The 17801-nt window shown below is 38.3% G+C and carries 10 protein-coding genes; all 10 read left to right on the top strand.

Annotated elements, in window-relative coordinates; genetic code table 11:
• The first annotated feature begins 14 nt into the window (after positions 1 to 14).
• The 10 genes from VCHSUH04_RS05915 to VCHSUH04_RS05870 all read left to right on the top strand — a co-directional run bounded on the left by VCHSUH04_RS05915 (position 15) and on the right by VCHSUH04_RS05870 (position 17799).
• The gene (locus tag VCHSUH04_RS05915) at positions 15 to 371 is read left to right on the top strand and encodes a hypothetical protein (protein ID WP_105085751.1); all 357 of its coding nucleotides are present in this window, start codon (positions 15 to 17) and stop codon (positions 369 to 371) included.
• A gap of 9 nt (positions 372 to 380) precedes the next feature.
• On the top strand, positions 381 to 611 hold the full coding sequence (locus tag VCHSUH04_RS05910; RefSeq protein ID WP_105085750.1) for a hypothetical protein: 231 nt from the start codon (positions 381 to 383) through the stop codon (positions 609 to 611).
• Positions 612 to 662: 51 nt separating this feature from the next.
• Entirely contained in the window at positions 663 to 1256 is a 594-nt protein-coding gene (locus VCHSUH04_RS05905) for a hypothetical protein (RefSeq protein ID WP_105085749.1), read from the top strand.
• Between the two features lies 1 nt (position 1257).
• Positions 1258 to 3576: a hypothetical protein gene (locus VCHSUH04_RS05900; RefSeq protein WP_105085748.1), complete on the top strand. Its 2319-nt coding sequence runs from the start codon at positions 1258 to 1260 to the stop codon at positions 3574 to 3576.
• Positions 3566 to 4048, top strand: coding sequence for a phage protein Gp13 family protein (locus tag VCHSUH04_RS05895; RefSeq protein WP_158251478.1), 483 nt, complete (start codon positions 3566 to 3568; stop codon positions 4046 to 4048). The genes VCHSUH04_RS05900 and VCHSUH04_RS05895 overlap by 11 nt, the downstream gene beginning before the upstream one ends.
• Positions 4041 to 4661, top strand: a complete 621-nt coding sequence (locus VCHSUH04_RS05890; protein ID WP_105085746.1) for a hypothetical protein — start codon at positions 4041 to 4043, stop codon at positions 4659 to 4661. The genes VCHSUH04_RS05895 and VCHSUH04_RS05890 overlap by 8 nt, the downstream gene beginning before the upstream one ends.
• Positions 4661 to 6871 carry a transglycosylase SLT domain-containing protein gene (locus VCHSUH04_RS05885; protein ID WP_105085745.1) on the top strand — a complete coding sequence of 737 codons (2211 nt, stop codon included), beginning with the start codon at positions 4661 to 4663 and terminating at the stop codon, positions 6869 to 6871. The genes VCHSUH04_RS05890 and VCHSUH04_RS05885 overlap by 1 nt, the downstream gene beginning before the upstream one ends.
• Positions 6871 to 14775, top strand: coding sequence for a hypothetical protein (locus VCHSUH04_RS05880; RefSeq protein WP_105085744.1), 7905 nt, complete (start codon positions 6871 to 6873; stop codon positions 14773 to 14775). The genes VCHSUH04_RS05885 and VCHSUH04_RS05880 overlap by 1 nt, the downstream gene beginning before the upstream one ends.
• A gap of 61 nt (positions 14776 to 14836) precedes the next feature.
• On the top strand, positions 14837 to 17314 hold the full coding sequence (locus VCHSUH04_RS05875) for a glycosyl hydrolase family 28-related protein (protein WP_158251477.1): 2478 nt from the start codon (positions 14837 to 14839) through the stop codon (positions 17312 to 17314).
• On the top strand, positions 17314 to 17799 hold the full coding sequence (locus VCHSUH04_RS05870) for a hypothetical protein (protein ID WP_105085742.1): 486 nt from the start codon (positions 17314 to 17316) through the stop codon (positions 17797 to 17799). Before VCHSUH04_RS05875 ends, VCHSUH04_RS05870 begins: the two co-directional genes overlap by 1 nt.
• Positions 17800 to 17801: the final 2 nt, after the last annotated feature.

Genomic DNA, 17801 nt, shown 5'->3' with positions numbered 1-17801 from the left:
TAGGGGGATAAAATATGTATATCGATAAACAAAATACTTTTTTCTACAAACAAGCTGTAACTGCTAATACTGGATCTGATGTAGTTATGAACGGTAATGGCGGTGATGCTGAAGAGTCTTTGTGGTTAGTAATTCGCATCGACAAAGATGTAACTGGTACACCATTATTTAACTTGTATACATCCAATACTGAAAACATCGCCAATGCAGTATTGTTGCATGGCATTACGTTAGCAGCTAATGCTAAGGCTGGAACTAAAGTTGCGGTGCGATTGTCTAGCGGTGCTAAGAAATACTTAAAACTAAATGCCAATAACATGACTGCAGGTACAATTACCGCATTCTTAACACCTGATGTTCGTTTAGTATAGGAGTTATAAATGGAATATATTGTTAAAGCAAAATGCTATCACAACACCTTAGGCTTATTACACGAGGGTGAAACAGTAACATTCACAAAAGATGAAGTAGATGAATACGATAAGGACTATTTCAACTCTTTATTTGAGCCTGTAGGTGATGCATCCGCAGAAGTAGAACCTGCAGAAGAAACTGTAGAGGAAACTACACCAAAGAAACGTGGTAAAAAAGCGGAAGAAACTGCTGAATAATTGAACGAGGGGTGCTTATGCATCCCTCTTTTTTTATAGAAAGGTGGAAATATGACACCTACTGATGTTTGTAATCAAGCATTATCGCTTATCAATGCAGGTCGCATCCGTTCAATGACGGAAGAAACAGAACCTGCTAGACAATGTAGATTGCATTATGATCTAACACGCAAAGTATTGTTAGAACAATATGAATGGAACTTTGCACGCAAGCGTGAACGAGCGGTACTATCTGAACACAAGATAGATGGTTGGGGTTATGTGTATGCATACCCTGAAAAGTGCGTTCGCATCTTGGCAGTCATTCCACAGGGTGAACGATACCGAGCGGAAAAGCAACGTGAATATGATGTGTACTTAACTGATAACAATACAAAGTACATCGTATCTGATGTACCACTCATGCACATTGATTATGTGTACGATGTAACCGATGCAGATGTAATGAACCCTATATTCGTTAAAGCGTTAGTGTGTAAGATGGCATCTGATTTGGCTATGCCACTAACTGGTAATAGTGGTTTATTCGACCAAGCGTACAAACTGTATCAAGCAGCAATACAAGAGGCAAAATCTATGAGTGCTAAAGAACGTAGATTAGATATGCCTTATGTGTCTAATTATCTAAAAGCAAGGAGTTGGTGATATGCAACCTATGTATATCGGACAAGTCGCATTTACTACTGGCGAAGTATCCCCAGATGTATCTAGTCGATTTGACTTAGAACAATATAAAAGTGCATTATTGCTTGCTGAAAATGCGGTGATTAGACCTTATGGAGCGGTGGCACGTAGGCAAGGTTCACAGTTTATCGGTTATGCTAAATACCATGATAAGCCTGTTAGACTGTTTGAGTTTACCACCAATAAGAACCAATCATTCATGCTTGAATTTGGTGATAGGTATGTTAGGGTGTGGCGAAATGGTGTGTATACTAATGTTGAAGTAGCTACACCATTTGAGGCGGACATTGTAAGCGAATTAAACTGCATCCAAAGTGGCGATGTAATGTTCATTTGTAGTGGTAAATACCCTATTCAAACGCTATCACGATATAGTGATACTGACTGGCGATTGGATGCATATAAACTAACTGAACAACCTTATGAGGAAATCAACACAGATAATGGACATACATTGACTGTTAGTGGTGATACGATTACATCGACTAAAGACCTATTTACACAGGATATGGTAGGTAGTGTAATTCAAATTGCTTACTATATAGAGGCTGTGCATACTCAGTCAGCTGGCGAAGTTGTAGAAAAAAAAGTAAGACATGGTATTGTTAGCGCACCAACTATCGAAAAGACATACAACAATATCAATTATAATGTTGGAGCATTCAGTACTGATACAGAGTTATCATGGAAATTCACAACACATGGCACATGGGAAGGTACAGTCAAATTACAGATTTCTAACAACGATGGTCAAACGTGGAAAGATTACAGAACGTATACATCTAATAAGGACTACAATGTAACTGACACAGGCAAGATAGAAGCTGGCGCAAGGCTTAAATACGTATCGGATATTAAAAGTGGTTCTGTGAATTGCGACTTATCTATTATGCCGTTCACTCAATATGGTATCGTTGAGATTAAAAGCGTAACTGATGCTAAGAATGCAAAGGTTAATGTTCTGAATGGCATTAAAGAGGGTGAGCCTAGTTACCAATGGAAGTTAGGTAGTTGGAATAGAGGCAGAGGTTATCCTAAACTATGCACATTCTATCAAGACCGCTTTGTAGTTGCTGCCACAGATAGTAAGCCTAACTTCATATGGTTTAGCCGAACTGGTGATTATCCTAACTTTGGGGTTGAAAAAGTAGGCGGTACGATTACAGATGATAGTGCAATCACACTACCAGTAATCAACCGCAAAATGTACGAAATTAGACACCTTGTACCAGCTAATGACTTAATCGTTTTAACTAGCGGTAATGAATGGATAGTAGATGGTAGCAAGACTATTACACCTACTAACTGTTACTTGAAAACACAAACACAACGTGGTGCGTTAAAATGCGAACCACAGTTTATCGGTAATAGATGCGTGTTCGTTCAAGAGCGTGGCGGTACTGTTCGTGATATGGGTTACTCTTATGAGAGCGACAACTACACAGGGCAAGACCTTACATTGTTTGTTAAAACATTGGTTAAAGGTCATGTAGCGGTTACAAGTGCATATGCACAAGACCCAGACAGTATTATTTACTACGTTCGAGATGATGGACAACTTAACTGTTTAACCTACATACCTGAACAAAAGGTGTATGGTTGGTCGCACTTTATTACTAATGGCAAGTACAGATATGTTGAAAGTGTAGCAGAGGGCGAACAAGACACAATATATTTTGTTGTAGATCGTGTTATCAATAATAAGAATGTTAAATGTATTGAGCGTAGTATTCCGTTGTACACAGAGGATAACTCCGATGTGTTCCTAGATTGCTATGTTAAAGTGGCTAATTCGATTAAGACTGATTACATCAACGCACCTCATCTAGTAGGGCAAATGGTAGATATTGTAGTTGATGGTCAACAGATGCCATCTAGGGAAGTACCACCAACTGGTGTAATTAAATTAGATGGTAAAGCGAATGTAATTACTGTAGGGTTACCTTATACTACTAAAATCAAAATACCTAGCGTAGAACAACAAATAAACGATGGCACACTACAATGCAGATTGGTAACTATATCACGTGTAGCATTGCGGTTATATCGTTCATACGGCGGTAGCGTAGGTAGAACATTTGATGATGTAGATGATTTAATCTTAAAGCCTAAAATGCTATTTACTGGTGATACTGTGATAGTGTTACCTAAGATAGCAACTAGCGTTAATACAAATACAGAAATCTGTATAAAACACTCAAAACCTTTCCCATTTAACCTATTAGCGGTTACAAGAGAGGTAGAAATTGGCGGTGGTTTCCCAAATGTTCATGGAATGTAAAATTAGCCGTTCTAAGCACGTTTCGTTAATTCGTGAGTTATATATCAACTTGCGTTCGATAGATGCCTTAGAGGTTAAATATATCAATCGAAAAAATTCAAACTACAGCGAAAATGACTTTGTGAACGATATTCTAGGGGAAGATTATCAAAGTCGCATTGTTATTGATAATGATAAGCCGTTGTGTGTTTATGGTGTGTCTAACACATCGTTAAATGGGATGCATTGCATTTACTTTTTGGGGAGTAAAGATTTTGAACGTAGTTTAACACTACAAAAACAATTTGTAAGAGTTAGTAAAAATATCATTGGGGAATGGCTACAAACTAGGGAATGTTTATTTAATTACATACACAAAGAAAATCACCGCACCATTAGATGGTTAAAGTCTTTAGGTGCGGTTATTCATTACGATATTAACGATGGGGATATGGTTTTATTCACATTGAGAAAGGGGGATGCGAATGTGTAACCCTATAGCATTAACTGCAGCAAGTATGGTTGGTACGTTGTTTACACAACATCAACAGGGAAAGGCGCAAGCTGCAATGTACAATCAACAGGCAAGGGTGGCAGAGGCTAACGCACGCATAAGTGATCGCAAGCAAGAACAGATTGCAGACCAAGCCTTACAAGAGCGAGATAAAATGTCCGATAAGATGCGACTCATTCAAGGGCAGAACGTAGCAGAAACTGGTGCTGGCGGTTTAACCATGAGCGGTACACCATTACAGTTGATGGCATCTAGCTATGACGAATACAACAAAGACATTCAGAATTGGGAAACTAACAAGAATAACAGTATCTACAATGAATATCTTAATGGCATGAACTACCGCAACGAGGCAAGCACCGCACGAGCAGCAGCAAGCAATGCTAAATCACAAGCTAGAATGGCTATGCTAGGAACGATATTGAGTGGTGCATCTAGTATCTACGGACTTAAAGGTCAATATGCAAGTAAGAATGTAGGTAGTGGTAATAACTATTACTCACCATCTAGCGATGCATTAGAGGCTGCTGGTATGCCTAAGATGAAATTTGTAACCAAAGGTGCTATTAGAAATAATAGGTGGGGTATTTAATGAAGTTAATAGGCTATGATAGTAACCAACGCTTAAACACTATTAATGGTAGTGTACAAGCTAACGTAAATGAAATGGCTTATGGTGGCAACACACAAGGCATGGATAACCTCACAAAAGCCATTGGTGATTTAGGCAACACAATGCTGACAATACAAAAGCAAAAGGAAATGACCGATGTTGTAAATGCAACGAATGAATACAACGCCATGATGAATGATTGGTTATATAACCCTGATAATGGTGCTATGAACCGAAAGGGCGAAAATGCTTTGACTATTCCGCTTGATTATCAAAACCAAGAGAAACGAGCAAGGCAACTCATAACCGAGAAGTATGGTTTTAAATTCAATGATGCGGTCAATGCTTTCAATAAAGTTGTAGATAATGATATGACCAATACAACAAACACAATCAATAAGTTTGTGCGTGGTCAATTTGAAGATAGTGCTATGAAAGCGTTAGATATGAATGTACAAAACATATCTAACAATGCGGTAGTAAATGCTAGTCCTGATGCATTCGATGATGCTATGAAACAAGTAAGCGGTAGTGTAGCAGCACAATTATCTAATCTTGGATATGATGATAATACTATCAGATTACAAGTAAAGAAAGCACAACAAAACATTGCCACTACCATGATTGAAAAGAAAATGGCTGATGATGATTTAGATGGTGCAAACAAGATTATCAATCAAGTTGCTATGTCAGGCTTAATTGATGAAGAAAAAATCATGGGTTATCGTCAAAAAGTACGTAATGCATCAATGGTGTTAGCTACATCTGATGATAGCAAGATTGATGGTGTCATTGGTGAATTTGACCCTAATGACCCTGACTTACTAACGAAAGTAACCAACAAACTATATGACGATGGATTTGGTAAAGTTGCTGGCGGTACTGGAACTATTACTAAAGAGGCTTTCATTAAAGCTGTTTCTGCAAACGAAAGTAGTGATAATGATCATGTAGTAAATGGTGATACTGGTGCATATGGTCGCTACCAAATAATGCCTGAAAATTGGCCTGAATGGAGTGCAGAAGCAGGCATCCCCGGCGCTAATATCTCCGACCCGGAAGCACAAAGAAAAGTTGCTGCCTTTAAATTAGGACAATACATAGATAAGTATGGTGTAGAGGGTGCTGCAGTTGCTTGGTATGCTGGCGAGGGTACTGCAGAAGCGTGGGTAAGAGATGGCGCAAAAGCACATGTAAAAGGTAGTGGTGGCGATGGTTGGGATAAACCTCAATATAGCAATGGGAATGAATATCCTAGTATTCGTCAATATGTTGTAAATACGTTAGCAGAACTTGGTGAGGGGCAAGCGAGAGAAGAAACACCAGCTGAGGCACAAAAACGAAAAGAAATGATCCAACGTAACGTGGCAACACGCTTACAAGTGATGGCTAAACGTAAAGCACAGATACTTGAAAATCAAAAAGTAGAGATTGAGCAACGTGTAGCAGCAGCGGTAAGGAATGGTGCGACTGATGTTGAAGTATTAAAGATGCGACAAGATTATGCGGAAACTCATCCTGAATATCAACGAGCAATGCAAGGTCAGTTAAACCAAGCACAAATATCTGTAAACAAAGCAACTGCAAAAGCATTGCAAGCTAAAGCAGCTAATGTTTTAGGTGTTAAAGCTGCAATAGCAAATGGACAGTTTAAATCTATGAGTGATTTAAATAACTTTATGGGTCAAATGGGTGTGTATTTTACCGCTCCACAATTAGCAGATATTAACCATGAATTTGATGAATATTCAAATGGTACTGGGAAGTATTCCCCTGATATGGCTGGTATGAAAAGTAGCATAGAAAACTTAGCTGGTAGGAAAATAGATGGTGTTGAATGGCAAGGGGTATCAACTGCAGTTTATCCTAAAGTACAAGAATTTAGAGAGAAAAACGGATATGACCCATCACCAGCACAAATGGCACAATGGGGTGCTGATGCGGTAGCAGAACAAACAATCGCATCTACGGAAACTGGTAAATATTGGGGTGTAGGTAAGTTAGCAAATACCTTTGGTGGCAAAGGCGCTGCAGTATCTTACACGGACGCACAATTAGCATCACAAGGTATGTATGGTCTATATAACACAACTGGTGCAGATGGTCAGCCATACTACGTTTATAAAGATGCTAGAGGTGAGGAATACACCATAACACCAGCAGAATTAGCTGAAAGGTTAGGACAATAATGAGTGATTATAAGATTACACCTGAACAAGCGACAAATGGTACGTTTAGTGTTAAATCACACGCAAACGTAAGATTTGAGGGCGGTGTTCAACAACAAGTAACAGACAATTCATATGGTAAAGCTATTAGCAATGCAGCTAGTGGTGTTAGTGATTGGCTAACAAAAGACCCATCAACCGCTACAGTTGATATGAATGCTATGAACGCATTAACACAAACTGATGTTACACCGCAACAAAGCGAAAACTTTGTGAATAAAGCTGGTGAAATCTTACAACCTGCAATGCATCGTGCAGAACAAATCTATTTGTGGAATAAAGCGGACTGGGCGCAATCAGCATATGATAGTGGTGAGGCACTAGGTATTAGTCCTGACCTTATCATGGCAAGCGGTCAAGATGGTATTAGACGAGCAGAGGCAGCGGCAGCACAAATTAATCGTGGTAAGACTATTAATGAAGTGTATGAGTTGTACCCTGAATTAATGGGTATTAATTATAAAAACTCCGCAGAGGCTATCACTACATTACAGAATTTACAATCGGTAAAAGATACGCATGGTGTATGGGATAGCATCCAACAAAACACATGGGCGATTAATGACCAAATCAAATTAGGCAAAGTTGGTATGGAGTTATCAACGGCTACTGATCCACAACGCATTCAAGAACTTAATGACGAGGTAGAACGCTTACAATCTAACTTATCTAAATATCGCAAGTCAGATGATAACAATGTATTAGAAAATGTAGTTGGTGCTACGGCTAGTCAAGTATATATGATGGCTGCACACGCTATCATGGGTTCTAATCGTGCTGCAGAGGGTATGGCATTAGGTGCGGCGGCTGGTGCTGCTGCTACTGCACCACTTGGTGGTGAGGGTGCTATTCCAGCTGCCTTAGTTGGTTTGAGTACTGGTGCGCAAGTTGGTATGGCTGAACAAATGTATCAGATGTCATTTGGTAACAAGTATCTTGAACTCATTCAAAAACGAGATGCAAACGGCAATCAAGTATATACAAATGAAGAGGCTAGAAAGTATGCTATGTCATATGCTGCTATAGATGCTGGTATTGAATTTGTAGCAACTAAGGCTATCGGTAAAGGTATAAATAATGTTGCACCTAAATCAGCACTAGCAAAAGTAATCACTAATGGTACTACTGATGTTGCAGCTACATTTGATAGAGGTATTGGTACAACAGTTGCACAAATGGCTAAAAACTCTATTAAAGCTGGTGTACCTGAACTCTTTGAAGAGGGTTTGCAAGATGTAAACGAAAAGGTACAACACAACCTAACACGCAAGGATAATGACTTAGAGGGTTATTATAGCGTAGGTGATATTGCTATAGGTTCACTAGATGCAATGAAACAAGCCTTGCCAGCGGTAATAGGGTTTGGTGCTATCGGTGGTGCAGTAGGCGGTGTACGTACTGCTAAAGCATTTCGTGATTTTCAAAAGCTAACACCAGAGCAACAACAAGCAGCTATCATTGCCGAGCAAAATCGCAATGGTGCAACCATTATGGATAATGTTCGTAAAGATAGTGCTACCAATAAAATCGCAAAAGAAAACCCTGAACTATACGGAAAAATCGTACAAGCACAGGGCGATAAGGTAGGTGTATCTACTCAATATGTAGATGTGGCAGAATTAGTACAATCTGAAAACGGACAACTTGCTATCCGTGATATGGTTGATAATGGTTTAGTTACACAAGAGGAAGTCAAAGCAGCTATCGAGGCGGATGCACCTGTTGAAATTCCTATTGGTAGTTATGCACAAGTATCTATGAACCTATCCGATGAAACTGTATATGCATTGAAACAAACCTCTTACTTTACACGTGGCGGTATGTCATTGGCTACATTAGAACGTGCGAAACAAGAAGTAGATGTAGCTAAATCAGTATTGAAAGATGATACATCTAAACGTGCGGAACGTATCAAAGATGATATTATCCGTAATGAATTTGAGGGTGCATCTGATATAGATCGTGAAGTACTTAACCAAGTATTGGCAGACCCTACGAACATTAAACGCAATTTCAATAACTTACTACATACGTTAAAAGAACAATATAGAGAAACCTATGCAAGCGACTTTGACAATGCAGATAAATCTATCAATGATGCGGTAAGTACTGGTATTGAACCACAATGGCTAACTGATTATAAAGCTAACAATGGCGGTAAAGCACCACGTACTAATGCGGAACGTAGACGAGCAGCCTATGAGTATAGCCGAGCGACTACAACTGCAAGCCTTGATGGTAATGCTGATGCACTAGCACAATCTGATGCACATTATGCAGATATGGAACATATGTTGATGCAAATCGAAAGTTTAGAGGCTATGAAAGATAAAGTCTTTGAAATTGCTGATAATAACGTAGCATTACGTATGAACCTAACAAAAGCAGGTCATGAAGTATATACAAAGGTTCGTGAACTACTAGAAACTAGCACTAAAGGGCATATCAAGCAACAAGCACACGAGGATGCGTTATTGGTGGCTACTCATGCGGATGTGTTCGCACAAATCATGCGTGAGGCTGGTAACGCACGTTATACTGCTATGGACTACCTAAACACAGTACAGATTAATGTGAATGGTAAACTTGGCGATAATACTGGATATGCACAAAAGAAAGATGATAGAAACCTTGTAGCCTATCATAATATGAGTGCTGATAGTTTATCTAAAGCGTTAAAGCTAGGTGGCTTACCAGTACCATCTGTAGCAATCACAAATAAAGATGTTGAATATAATAACTTTGGTGATATTTCTTTGGTTATTCCTAAAGAAGTTATAGATCCTAAAACTACACCTATTTTCAGTAGAGATGCGTGGACACAAACATTCCCTTACATCTACAAAGCGTGGAGAGAGGAAAACGCAAGTGCATTGTATGATGATATGTTGCCAGCGTTAGAACAACTTGAAGCGACAGATGGACAACTTAAAGCGTTGAAAGATGCACGTGTTATGGGTATAGACGATAGCACATCATCTGACTTTGTGGAAAGAGTGTTCAACAAAGATGAAACAAAGTATTATTTCTTAACTACACTTGGCAAAGAACCTAAAATTAAACACGCAAAACGCAAAGATGGTTCTACCTATATTGATACACAGAAATTACATGAAGATGTAGAAAAGAAAATCAATGTTAAATCTACCGCTAAAGCATACGAAACATGGAAAAACGAGGTAAGAGAAAAGCTATTAGGTGAACCAAAGATAGAAGTTAAAGGTAAAAAAGTACCTTTAACGCTTGAAAATGTTGTTGATGCTATGGTAGGTCAACAACAAAACAAACAAAAAGGTATGTTTGGCAACACAAAAGGTTCTGTAATTGCTGCTAGTGCTAAACGCATTAAAAGCATGAAATCTTTAAAATCAGAAGCAGAAACTAAGATTAGTGGTGATATTGATTTAGAAGATGAAGCAAACAATACCAATGCAGCTTATGAAGAAGTAAAACAAAATATTGATGCATTCATGAATGATATGGTTGAACATTATGCATACAATAGCACTTTTGATGCGTTCAATGATGCGTTGCAAGTATTAATTACAATGCAACAAAAGAACAAATCATTTGATGCAGCTGCACGTTCCGCAGATTTCACACCTACAGATGAGATGAGAGAGAAAGCGGAAAAATTAGTTGAACAAATTTCTAATCTACCAGTTAGATACTTTGAGGCTAAACCACAAAGAGCCGTTGAGTTTAAAGAAGTTAAAGCAGCTATCGTTCCTAAAGGAACTGATAAAGGCTTGATTAAAGAATTAAAATCTCAGGGTATTCATATTGAGGAATACGAAAAAGAGGTAAAACAAAGTAGATTAGATGCGACTAAACGTGCTGATGAAGCGGTAGAGGTTTATTTTCAAAACATCAACGGCATGACAACTATCAAATCTCAAACAGAACGTGTAGTACAACTTTTCAAAACCGCTGATAAATCAACATTCATGCATGAGATGGGTCATGTATTCTTTGACGATATTAAGACATTAGCTGAAATGGAGAATGCACCTGAGCAACTTGTTCTAGATTGGAACAAGTTGAAAGAATGGACTGGGTGGAATGATAATGAAACAAACAATACTGATGCACACGAGAAATTCGCTAGAGGGTTTGAGGCTTACCTAAGAGAGGGTGAAGCACCTACCAAATTCCTTGAACGTACATTCAGACGATTTAGTAAGTGGCTAAGTGCTATCTATCGTGCAGTATCACGCTTAGGCGGTTTACCACCTAAAGAGATTAGGGAAGTAATGGATCGTATGCTTGCAACCCAAGAGGATATAGAGGCATACGCAGAGCAACAACAACTAGAACAGTTTGAGAAAACAGAACTCTATAAACAGTTATCAGAGCAAGACCAAGCACGTATGCAGTCCTACATTGCAGATGTAAAAGAGAAAGCAAAAGAACGTGTGATGCGAAAACTCATGAAAGAATTGGATAATCGACCAATTAAAGAATGGGAAGAAGAAAAGGATGCTATCCAAATTGAAATCGAAAAACGATTGATTGAGCAATATCCTATATACAAAGAGCATCAACGATACAACGTGTTTGGTGAGGGTGCGTTGAAAGATACACAGTACAACTCTATTGAAGAGTTAGAGAAAGCAGAAGTCGAACAAACTGGTGCTACATTTAACGATGCTATCAATCAAGAAATGGACAATGCGAAAGCAGAGTTTATGAAAGATAACAATGTAGGCAAAACTAATGAGCAAATCGCAGAAGAAATCTTGCTTAGTACACAAGGTCAAATGAAACTTACCGAAGAGGAAAGTAAGATTATTCAAAAGTCTACTAATCGTGAACTAGCGAAGAACTGGGAATTATTAGAACGTATTCGTAAGTTAGACCCTAACGCAGAAACTATCGATACAGAATTAAGCGAAATTGAAAAAGAGGTTAAGCCTACTAAGTACGATGAGTTGAAATCTGACAAGAAAAAAGTAGATACTGCTTTGACTGATACTACTAAAGAACTTAAAAAAGCAGAAAATCGCATTAAGCGATTGGAAGATGCATTGCAAGACCGCATCAATAATGTACGTGCTATTCGTGGTGCTGGACTTGGTACAATTTCTGACTACATGAACCGAGCAAGAAAAGAGTTAGGCGAATTGCCTATATCTAATGCAGTACAGTTTAAAACGTATCAAAATAAAGCCGTAACTGCTGGTAAGAAAGCAGATAGAGCATTGGCGGTAGGTGATGTTGATAAGGCACTTGGCTTTAAGCGTGAACAAATGTTACAACAAGCAAGGGCAAGAGTAGCGTTTGAAAACTTTGAAAAGTCCAAGAAATTGCGATTGAAATTGAAAAATCAGTTACAACGCATGACTAGACCTAAGAACCCTATCACTATTGAACCTAATATGCGTTATTTCTATTCTCATATGGCTTACCAAATGGGTTTGACTAAGTATGACGGCTTACAACCTACTGATGGGTTCGATATGAATAGTGTATTAGCTGCACTAGATCCTGATGTTGGTATTCTAAATCAACAATCTACTGTTCAATTAGAACCTTGGATAGTTGAAATGTTTTACTCTAAATCGCCTAAGCCATTCCGTTCTATTACCATGAACGAACTAGAAACGCTAGAAGAACTCATGACAGGGATGTACAAGAATGGCAGAAATGAGTATGAGGGTACAACAATCTTAAATGATAAAGGCGATAGCGTATCATTTGAAAATGCAGTACAAGAAATCATCGGTGAAGCTACAGAAACTTTTGGTAAAGAAAGTGGCGATGTATTCAACAAACTCAACAATCAAACTAAGATGGATGCAGTAAGCGGTAAGTTGTATGGTTTTCATCTAGCCTTACTTAAAGTCGAAACATTCTTACGTAGGCTTGGTGGCGGTAAAAATGGGTTCGCAGTTAAATATATCTATGACCCAATCAGTCGAGCAACACAAGCGTTCAATGAACGTAAGGAAAACTCTATGCGTAGATTGGCAAAGGATGTAGGAATATATTCCAAGCGTGAATTATTTGATATGCGTAATGACCACTTGTACACAGTTGGTGAGTTATACGGCTTAACCAAAGAGCAACTTATCATGATTGCCCTTAACTGGGGTACGGAAAGTAACCGACAACGTGTGATGGAAACCACAAAAGCAAATGAGGTTGAAATTGAACGTGCGTTCCAAGAACACATGACTGATAAGGACTGGGAGTTTGTTATTCGTACATGGGATCATATCAATTCATTCTTTGATGAGCGTAGTCGAGTGCAAGAAGAACTCTATGGTAACCCATTAAAGAAAGTAGAGGGTTTAACATTCTCTATCGGCGGTAGAAACATTGAAGGGCAATATTTCCCTATCGTTTATAACCCTAAAGTTAATGCATCTGTTAGTGATAACCAAGTTGAAGATATTGCAAAAACTATGGTTAGTAGTAATGCAGTATGGGGAAGTGGCATGAGTGCTACTAAATCACGTTTAGATGTTGTCAAAGATAAATCATTGTTACTTGATTTTGATGTAATTCCTAATGCTATTACAGAGGCTATTAACCATGTAACCATGCGTAAAGCGGTTACCGATGTAAATAAATTAATCTCTAATCGTGAACTACAAAACTACATTGTAGATAAGTTTGGCGCTGATACCTACCAATTCTTGCGTACTTGGGTTCGTGATAATTGGCAAGATGAGGCAGCTAAAACGAATGATATTGATAGACTTATTCTTACGTTGAAAAAGAATACATCAACCGCCGTTATGGCTGGGCGTGTATCGGTAGCTTTACAAAATGCGTTGAACTTACCAGTTGCGTTCTATCGTATCGGTGTAGGTAATACCATTAGAGCTATCAATCATGCTGGCATAGGGTTCTATGGACACGGCACAACCACTTACAACAACACTAGAGATTTTGTATTAGCACAATCAATCTTCATGAGGGAACGTATTCAAACTTTGGATAAAGATTTGAAACAAGGTTTATCTATTGCAGGTAAAGGCTTGCGTTTAGGTGATACAAATGTAGGCGGTTACAAGGTAGAACAATTAGCTAATGTTCGTGATGATATAAATCAAATGGGGTTCAGATTACTTACAGAAACAGACTTTGCATTATCTATTCCTGTATGGAAATTTGCATATGATCAAAAGCAAGCAGAATTCATGACTAAAGAAGGTGTAAGTGCAGAATGGATAGAGCAACAATCTATCGAGGCTGGCGACAGAGCAGTCCGTGATATATTTGGTAGTGGTGATACTAAAGATGCTGCTGCTATTCAACGTTCACGTTCTACATTCACTCAATTATTCGTTCCGTTCTATTCCTACGCTAATACCTTGTACAACATCATCACAGAGGGCAACTATGCACGTAAGGATAATGGAGATTATGCAAGGTTCGTTAAAATGCTATGGTGGACATTGATTTCACAAGCAGTAGGTATGGTGGCGTATAAAGCCTTAACGAATGGCGATGATGACAAACCAGAAGATTTAGCTAAGTCATTTATTGAAGAGTTAGTCTCACAAGGTACTATGGGTGTACCAATCATCCGTGATATGTCAAATATGGCTATGAAATACATTCTAGGTGATAGACCATTTAATAAAGGTAATAGTGTTATGGCTTTAAGCATTGTAGAGAAGTTTTACGATGTAGGCAATGCTATTATCAACGATAAAAAAGATGGTGTTGATTTAGGTAGAAGTCTTAGTCAGTTAGCGAACAGGGCAACTGGTTTTAGTGATACTGTTACCGACGGACTATGGACATTAGCTAAATATGCGTTCACAGATACGGATGCAAAACTAGAAGATGTAATCATGGCTATTGTGTTTGACCGCAGACTTAAAACTAAAAAAGACAAAAAGAAACATTGATAAATAAGGACTATCCATAATGGGTAGTCCTATTTATATACAACTGAAAGGGGATGTTAAATTGACACCAGAAGTACTAAAACCATCTGTAGTGTATCAATGTGATGGGAGAAATAAGAAGTTTATTTTCCCTTATGATTTTGTGCAAATCGAGGATATTAAACTAACTATCGTTGATGCGGATGGTACAGAGGCGGTACAAGTAGGAAATATCGATTATGACGAAAGCACAAAATCGGTAATCTATCCAGCGAATGGGGATGCACTAGCCGTAGGGCAAAAGGTTATCTTGGAGCGTAAAACACCAATCTCACAAGATATGGACTTGCCTGATGAGTACCCATTCGAGAATATCGAACACGCAACAGACAAGATCATACTCATCTTACAAGAGATGAAAGCGGAACTAGACCGCTCATTAAAAATTCGAGTGGATAGCGATAAGAACGCAAATGAAGTTGCGAGGGATATTGTAGAGCGTTCCGTAAAAGCTGCTAATGATGCAATTAATGCTATGAGTGTAATTTCTGAAAAGTCCGATAAGATTAACGCTAACGCAGATACTATCAACCGATTGGGCGAAGAAATCAAAACGATTGCATCAACTGTTGATGATAAATTGGCAACGGCTAATACCGCACTTGATACATCCTCAACTAATGTTGCTACTGCAGAACGATTAGTCAGAGATGCGAAAGCGTATGCAGGACAAACTACAGTTGATAAACGAGATATTAATGATTTAGTCAGTCAAGCACGAAATTTAAAAACTGACATTGATAATAAACAAACATCAATCGCAAGTAATGCTATCAAGGCAACAGATGCTGCTAAACGTGCAGAAGTCGCAGCAAGTAAAGCAGAACAAATTGCGTTGCCTAATGGCGGTGGCTTGGTAACTAAAACCGAAGCTGATGCAAAGTATCAAACTAAAGATAGTTTGTATGGCATTGTTTCCGTAAAAGACTTTGGAGCGGTAGGCGATGGTGTAGCAGATGATACCGCAGCATTTAAACGTGCTAACGATAACTTGAAGAATAAAATCTTATTGATACCTAATGGCATCTACAAAATCAATGAGCATCTATCGTTTAATACAGTTGATAGCGTAATGGATATGGGTACGTATAGTAATATTAAGCCGTTCTATCCGACTGAAACACCGATGCTTAAAGGTGCAAATAATATTGCATTTGTAAAAAACATTCAATACGGCGATGAGGTCAACCAATGTCAAGGCTTTACTTATAACGATAAAAAGAATGTATTCGTATTAGCTTGTATTAGCGGTGATGGTAACAACCAAATATTATATGAACTCAACTCATCCACATTTGAGATTGTAGGCACATACAAATTCAATGACCCTGACAAGATGGGGCATTGTAACACTATGTGCTACAACAAAAACACAAATAAGATTTATTTGGCCAATGGTTTAAAAAATGGTAACAACTTAACAGTACTTAACGCAGACACAATGCAATATGAACGTACTATCACATTGAATGAACGTGTATTCAATATTGGCTATGACCCAATCACACGGACTTATGTAAGTATCGTACCTATTAGCGGTCAACAACGTTTGCGTGAAATCAACTTGTACAATGATGATTTTGTGAAAATGAAAACATATCAAGTTGATTACCAATACGATGATTTCAATAACAATGGTGCTTTCATGTTAAATGGGTGCATCATGAGTGCAACTTTGGGTAGCTTAGTAGAATGTACACCATTTGGCACAGTTAAACAGATTATTGAAATCAATAGAACTACTGAAATCGAAGATATTGCCTACTACAACGGAAAATTCTATTTTGCAGTTTTAACAGAAAAACCTGATAAGCGACACCAAGTTGATATTTATGTTGGTGATCCAAACAAAGACTATCAAAATTCTATCAATACCGCACGATTAGCAACACTTGATTATCTCAAATTAACAGGCGGTACATTAAGTGGCGCACTTAAAATGGCTAACAATACCTTAATCGAGGGTTATAAACCTGACGGACACGGTGTTGGTATGGCTAAAGTATCTACCGCTGGTAACGTAGAACTTGGTGATAACTCCGTTAATACGTTTATTAAAGGTAAGGAATTTAAACACTATGATGGTACAGATAGTTTCACAGTACTTACCACCAAACATTACGGAACGGCAATTTATAAGAAAAAAGATGTGGATGATAACTTTGTTAAGAAAACAGAAGTAGACCAGTTAGGTTTTCCATATACGAAAGTTGAGGCGGCTAAGGACTGGAATACATTCATAGAACAAGGTGCAATCGAAATTAACTTTGATGGCGGTGCTAATAACCCTCCACGCAGCCACAAACAAGGGATGCTAATCGTAATGAACTTTGGCAAAGGTGCGATGATAGACCAAACATTCCATGCGTTCAATGGCGAAACATACCATCGTATGTTTATGGCTAACACATGGAAATCTTGGGGTAGGGTTCAAACATCCTTAAATAGCCGATTGAAATTGTGGAGTGCTAATGGTGGAAACGAGGTGTATGTTGAATAATGCCTAATCTAAAAGTTAAGAAAGGGAATGATACATTAACATTTGGACTGACTGATAACTTGCGTGATGTAGGCGAAAAGCGATTGCCAATAGTAATTAGCGGTAAAACATACTATGCACGATTGGGGGCGGATAAAACCGCCCTTGTGGTGCAACGTACATCAAACGGAAACAAGAGTTATGTTCAAAGCAATCCTGTATCCTTTAATACTTGGCAATGGGAGAAGTACCCTACAGATATTAGAGGTACTGAAAAAATGTTTGTCTATTTACCCAAAGGTAGATATAGAGCGACAGTCGAGGGGCAAACCAATAAAAGTAATGAATTTACGATTGCTACATCAACAGATATTGAAGTGAATGTTAGTTTAGGGGTAAATACAGAGGTGGCACCGAAAGCGGTGTTTAATATAAATGGTTGGAGAGACTGGGTGAATACCACTAGGCATTTGTTTAAAATTAAGATAGAACGAATTGGAGAGTAAGT

Source organism: Veillonella sp. T14073-2 (assembly GCF_002959875.1).
Lineage (GTDB): Bacteria > Bacillota > Negativicutes > Veillonellales > Veillonellaceae > Veillonella > Veillonella infantium.
Note: the sequence above shows the minus strand (reverse complement) of the source record. Positions and strands in the feature narration are given on the sequence as shown.

Bases quoted from the DNA above. Each gene is read 5' to 3' on its own strand.
- VCHSUH04_RS05915 (WP_105085751.1), top strand. From the start codon at position 15: ATGTATATCGATAAACAAAATACTTTTTTCTACAAACAAGCTGTAACT.
- VCHSUH04_RS05910 (WP_105085750.1), top strand. From the start codon at position 381: ATGGAATATATTGTTAAAGCAAAATGCTATCACAACACCTTAGGCTTA.
- VCHSUH04_RS05905 (WP_105085749.1), top strand. From the start codon at position 663: ATGACACCTACTGATGTTTGTAATCAAGCATTATCGCTTATCAATGCA.
- VCHSUH04_RS05900 (WP_105085748.1), top strand. From the start codon at position 1,258: ATGCAACCTATGTATATCGGACAAGTCGCATTTACTACTGGCGAAGTA.
- VCHSUH04_RS05895 (WP_158251478.1), top strand. From the start codon at position 3,566: ATGGAATGTAAAATTAGCCGTTCTAAGCACGTTTCGTTAATTCGTGAG.
- VCHSUH04_RS05890 (WP_105085746.1), top strand. From the start codon at position 4,041: ATGTGTAACCCTATAGCATTAACTGCAGCAAGTATGGTTGGTACGTTG.
- VCHSUH04_RS05885 (WP_105085745.1), top strand. From the start codon at position 4,661: ATGAAGTTAATAGGCTATGATAGTAACCAACGCTTAAACACTATTAAT.
- VCHSUH04_RS05880 (WP_105085744.1), top strand. From the start codon at position 6,871: ATGAGTGATTATAAGATTACACCTGAACAAGCGACAAATGGTACGTTT.
- VCHSUH04_RS05870 (WP_105085742.1), top strand. From the start codon at position 17,314: ATGCCTAATCTAAAAGTTAAGAAAGGGAATGATACATTAACATTTGGA.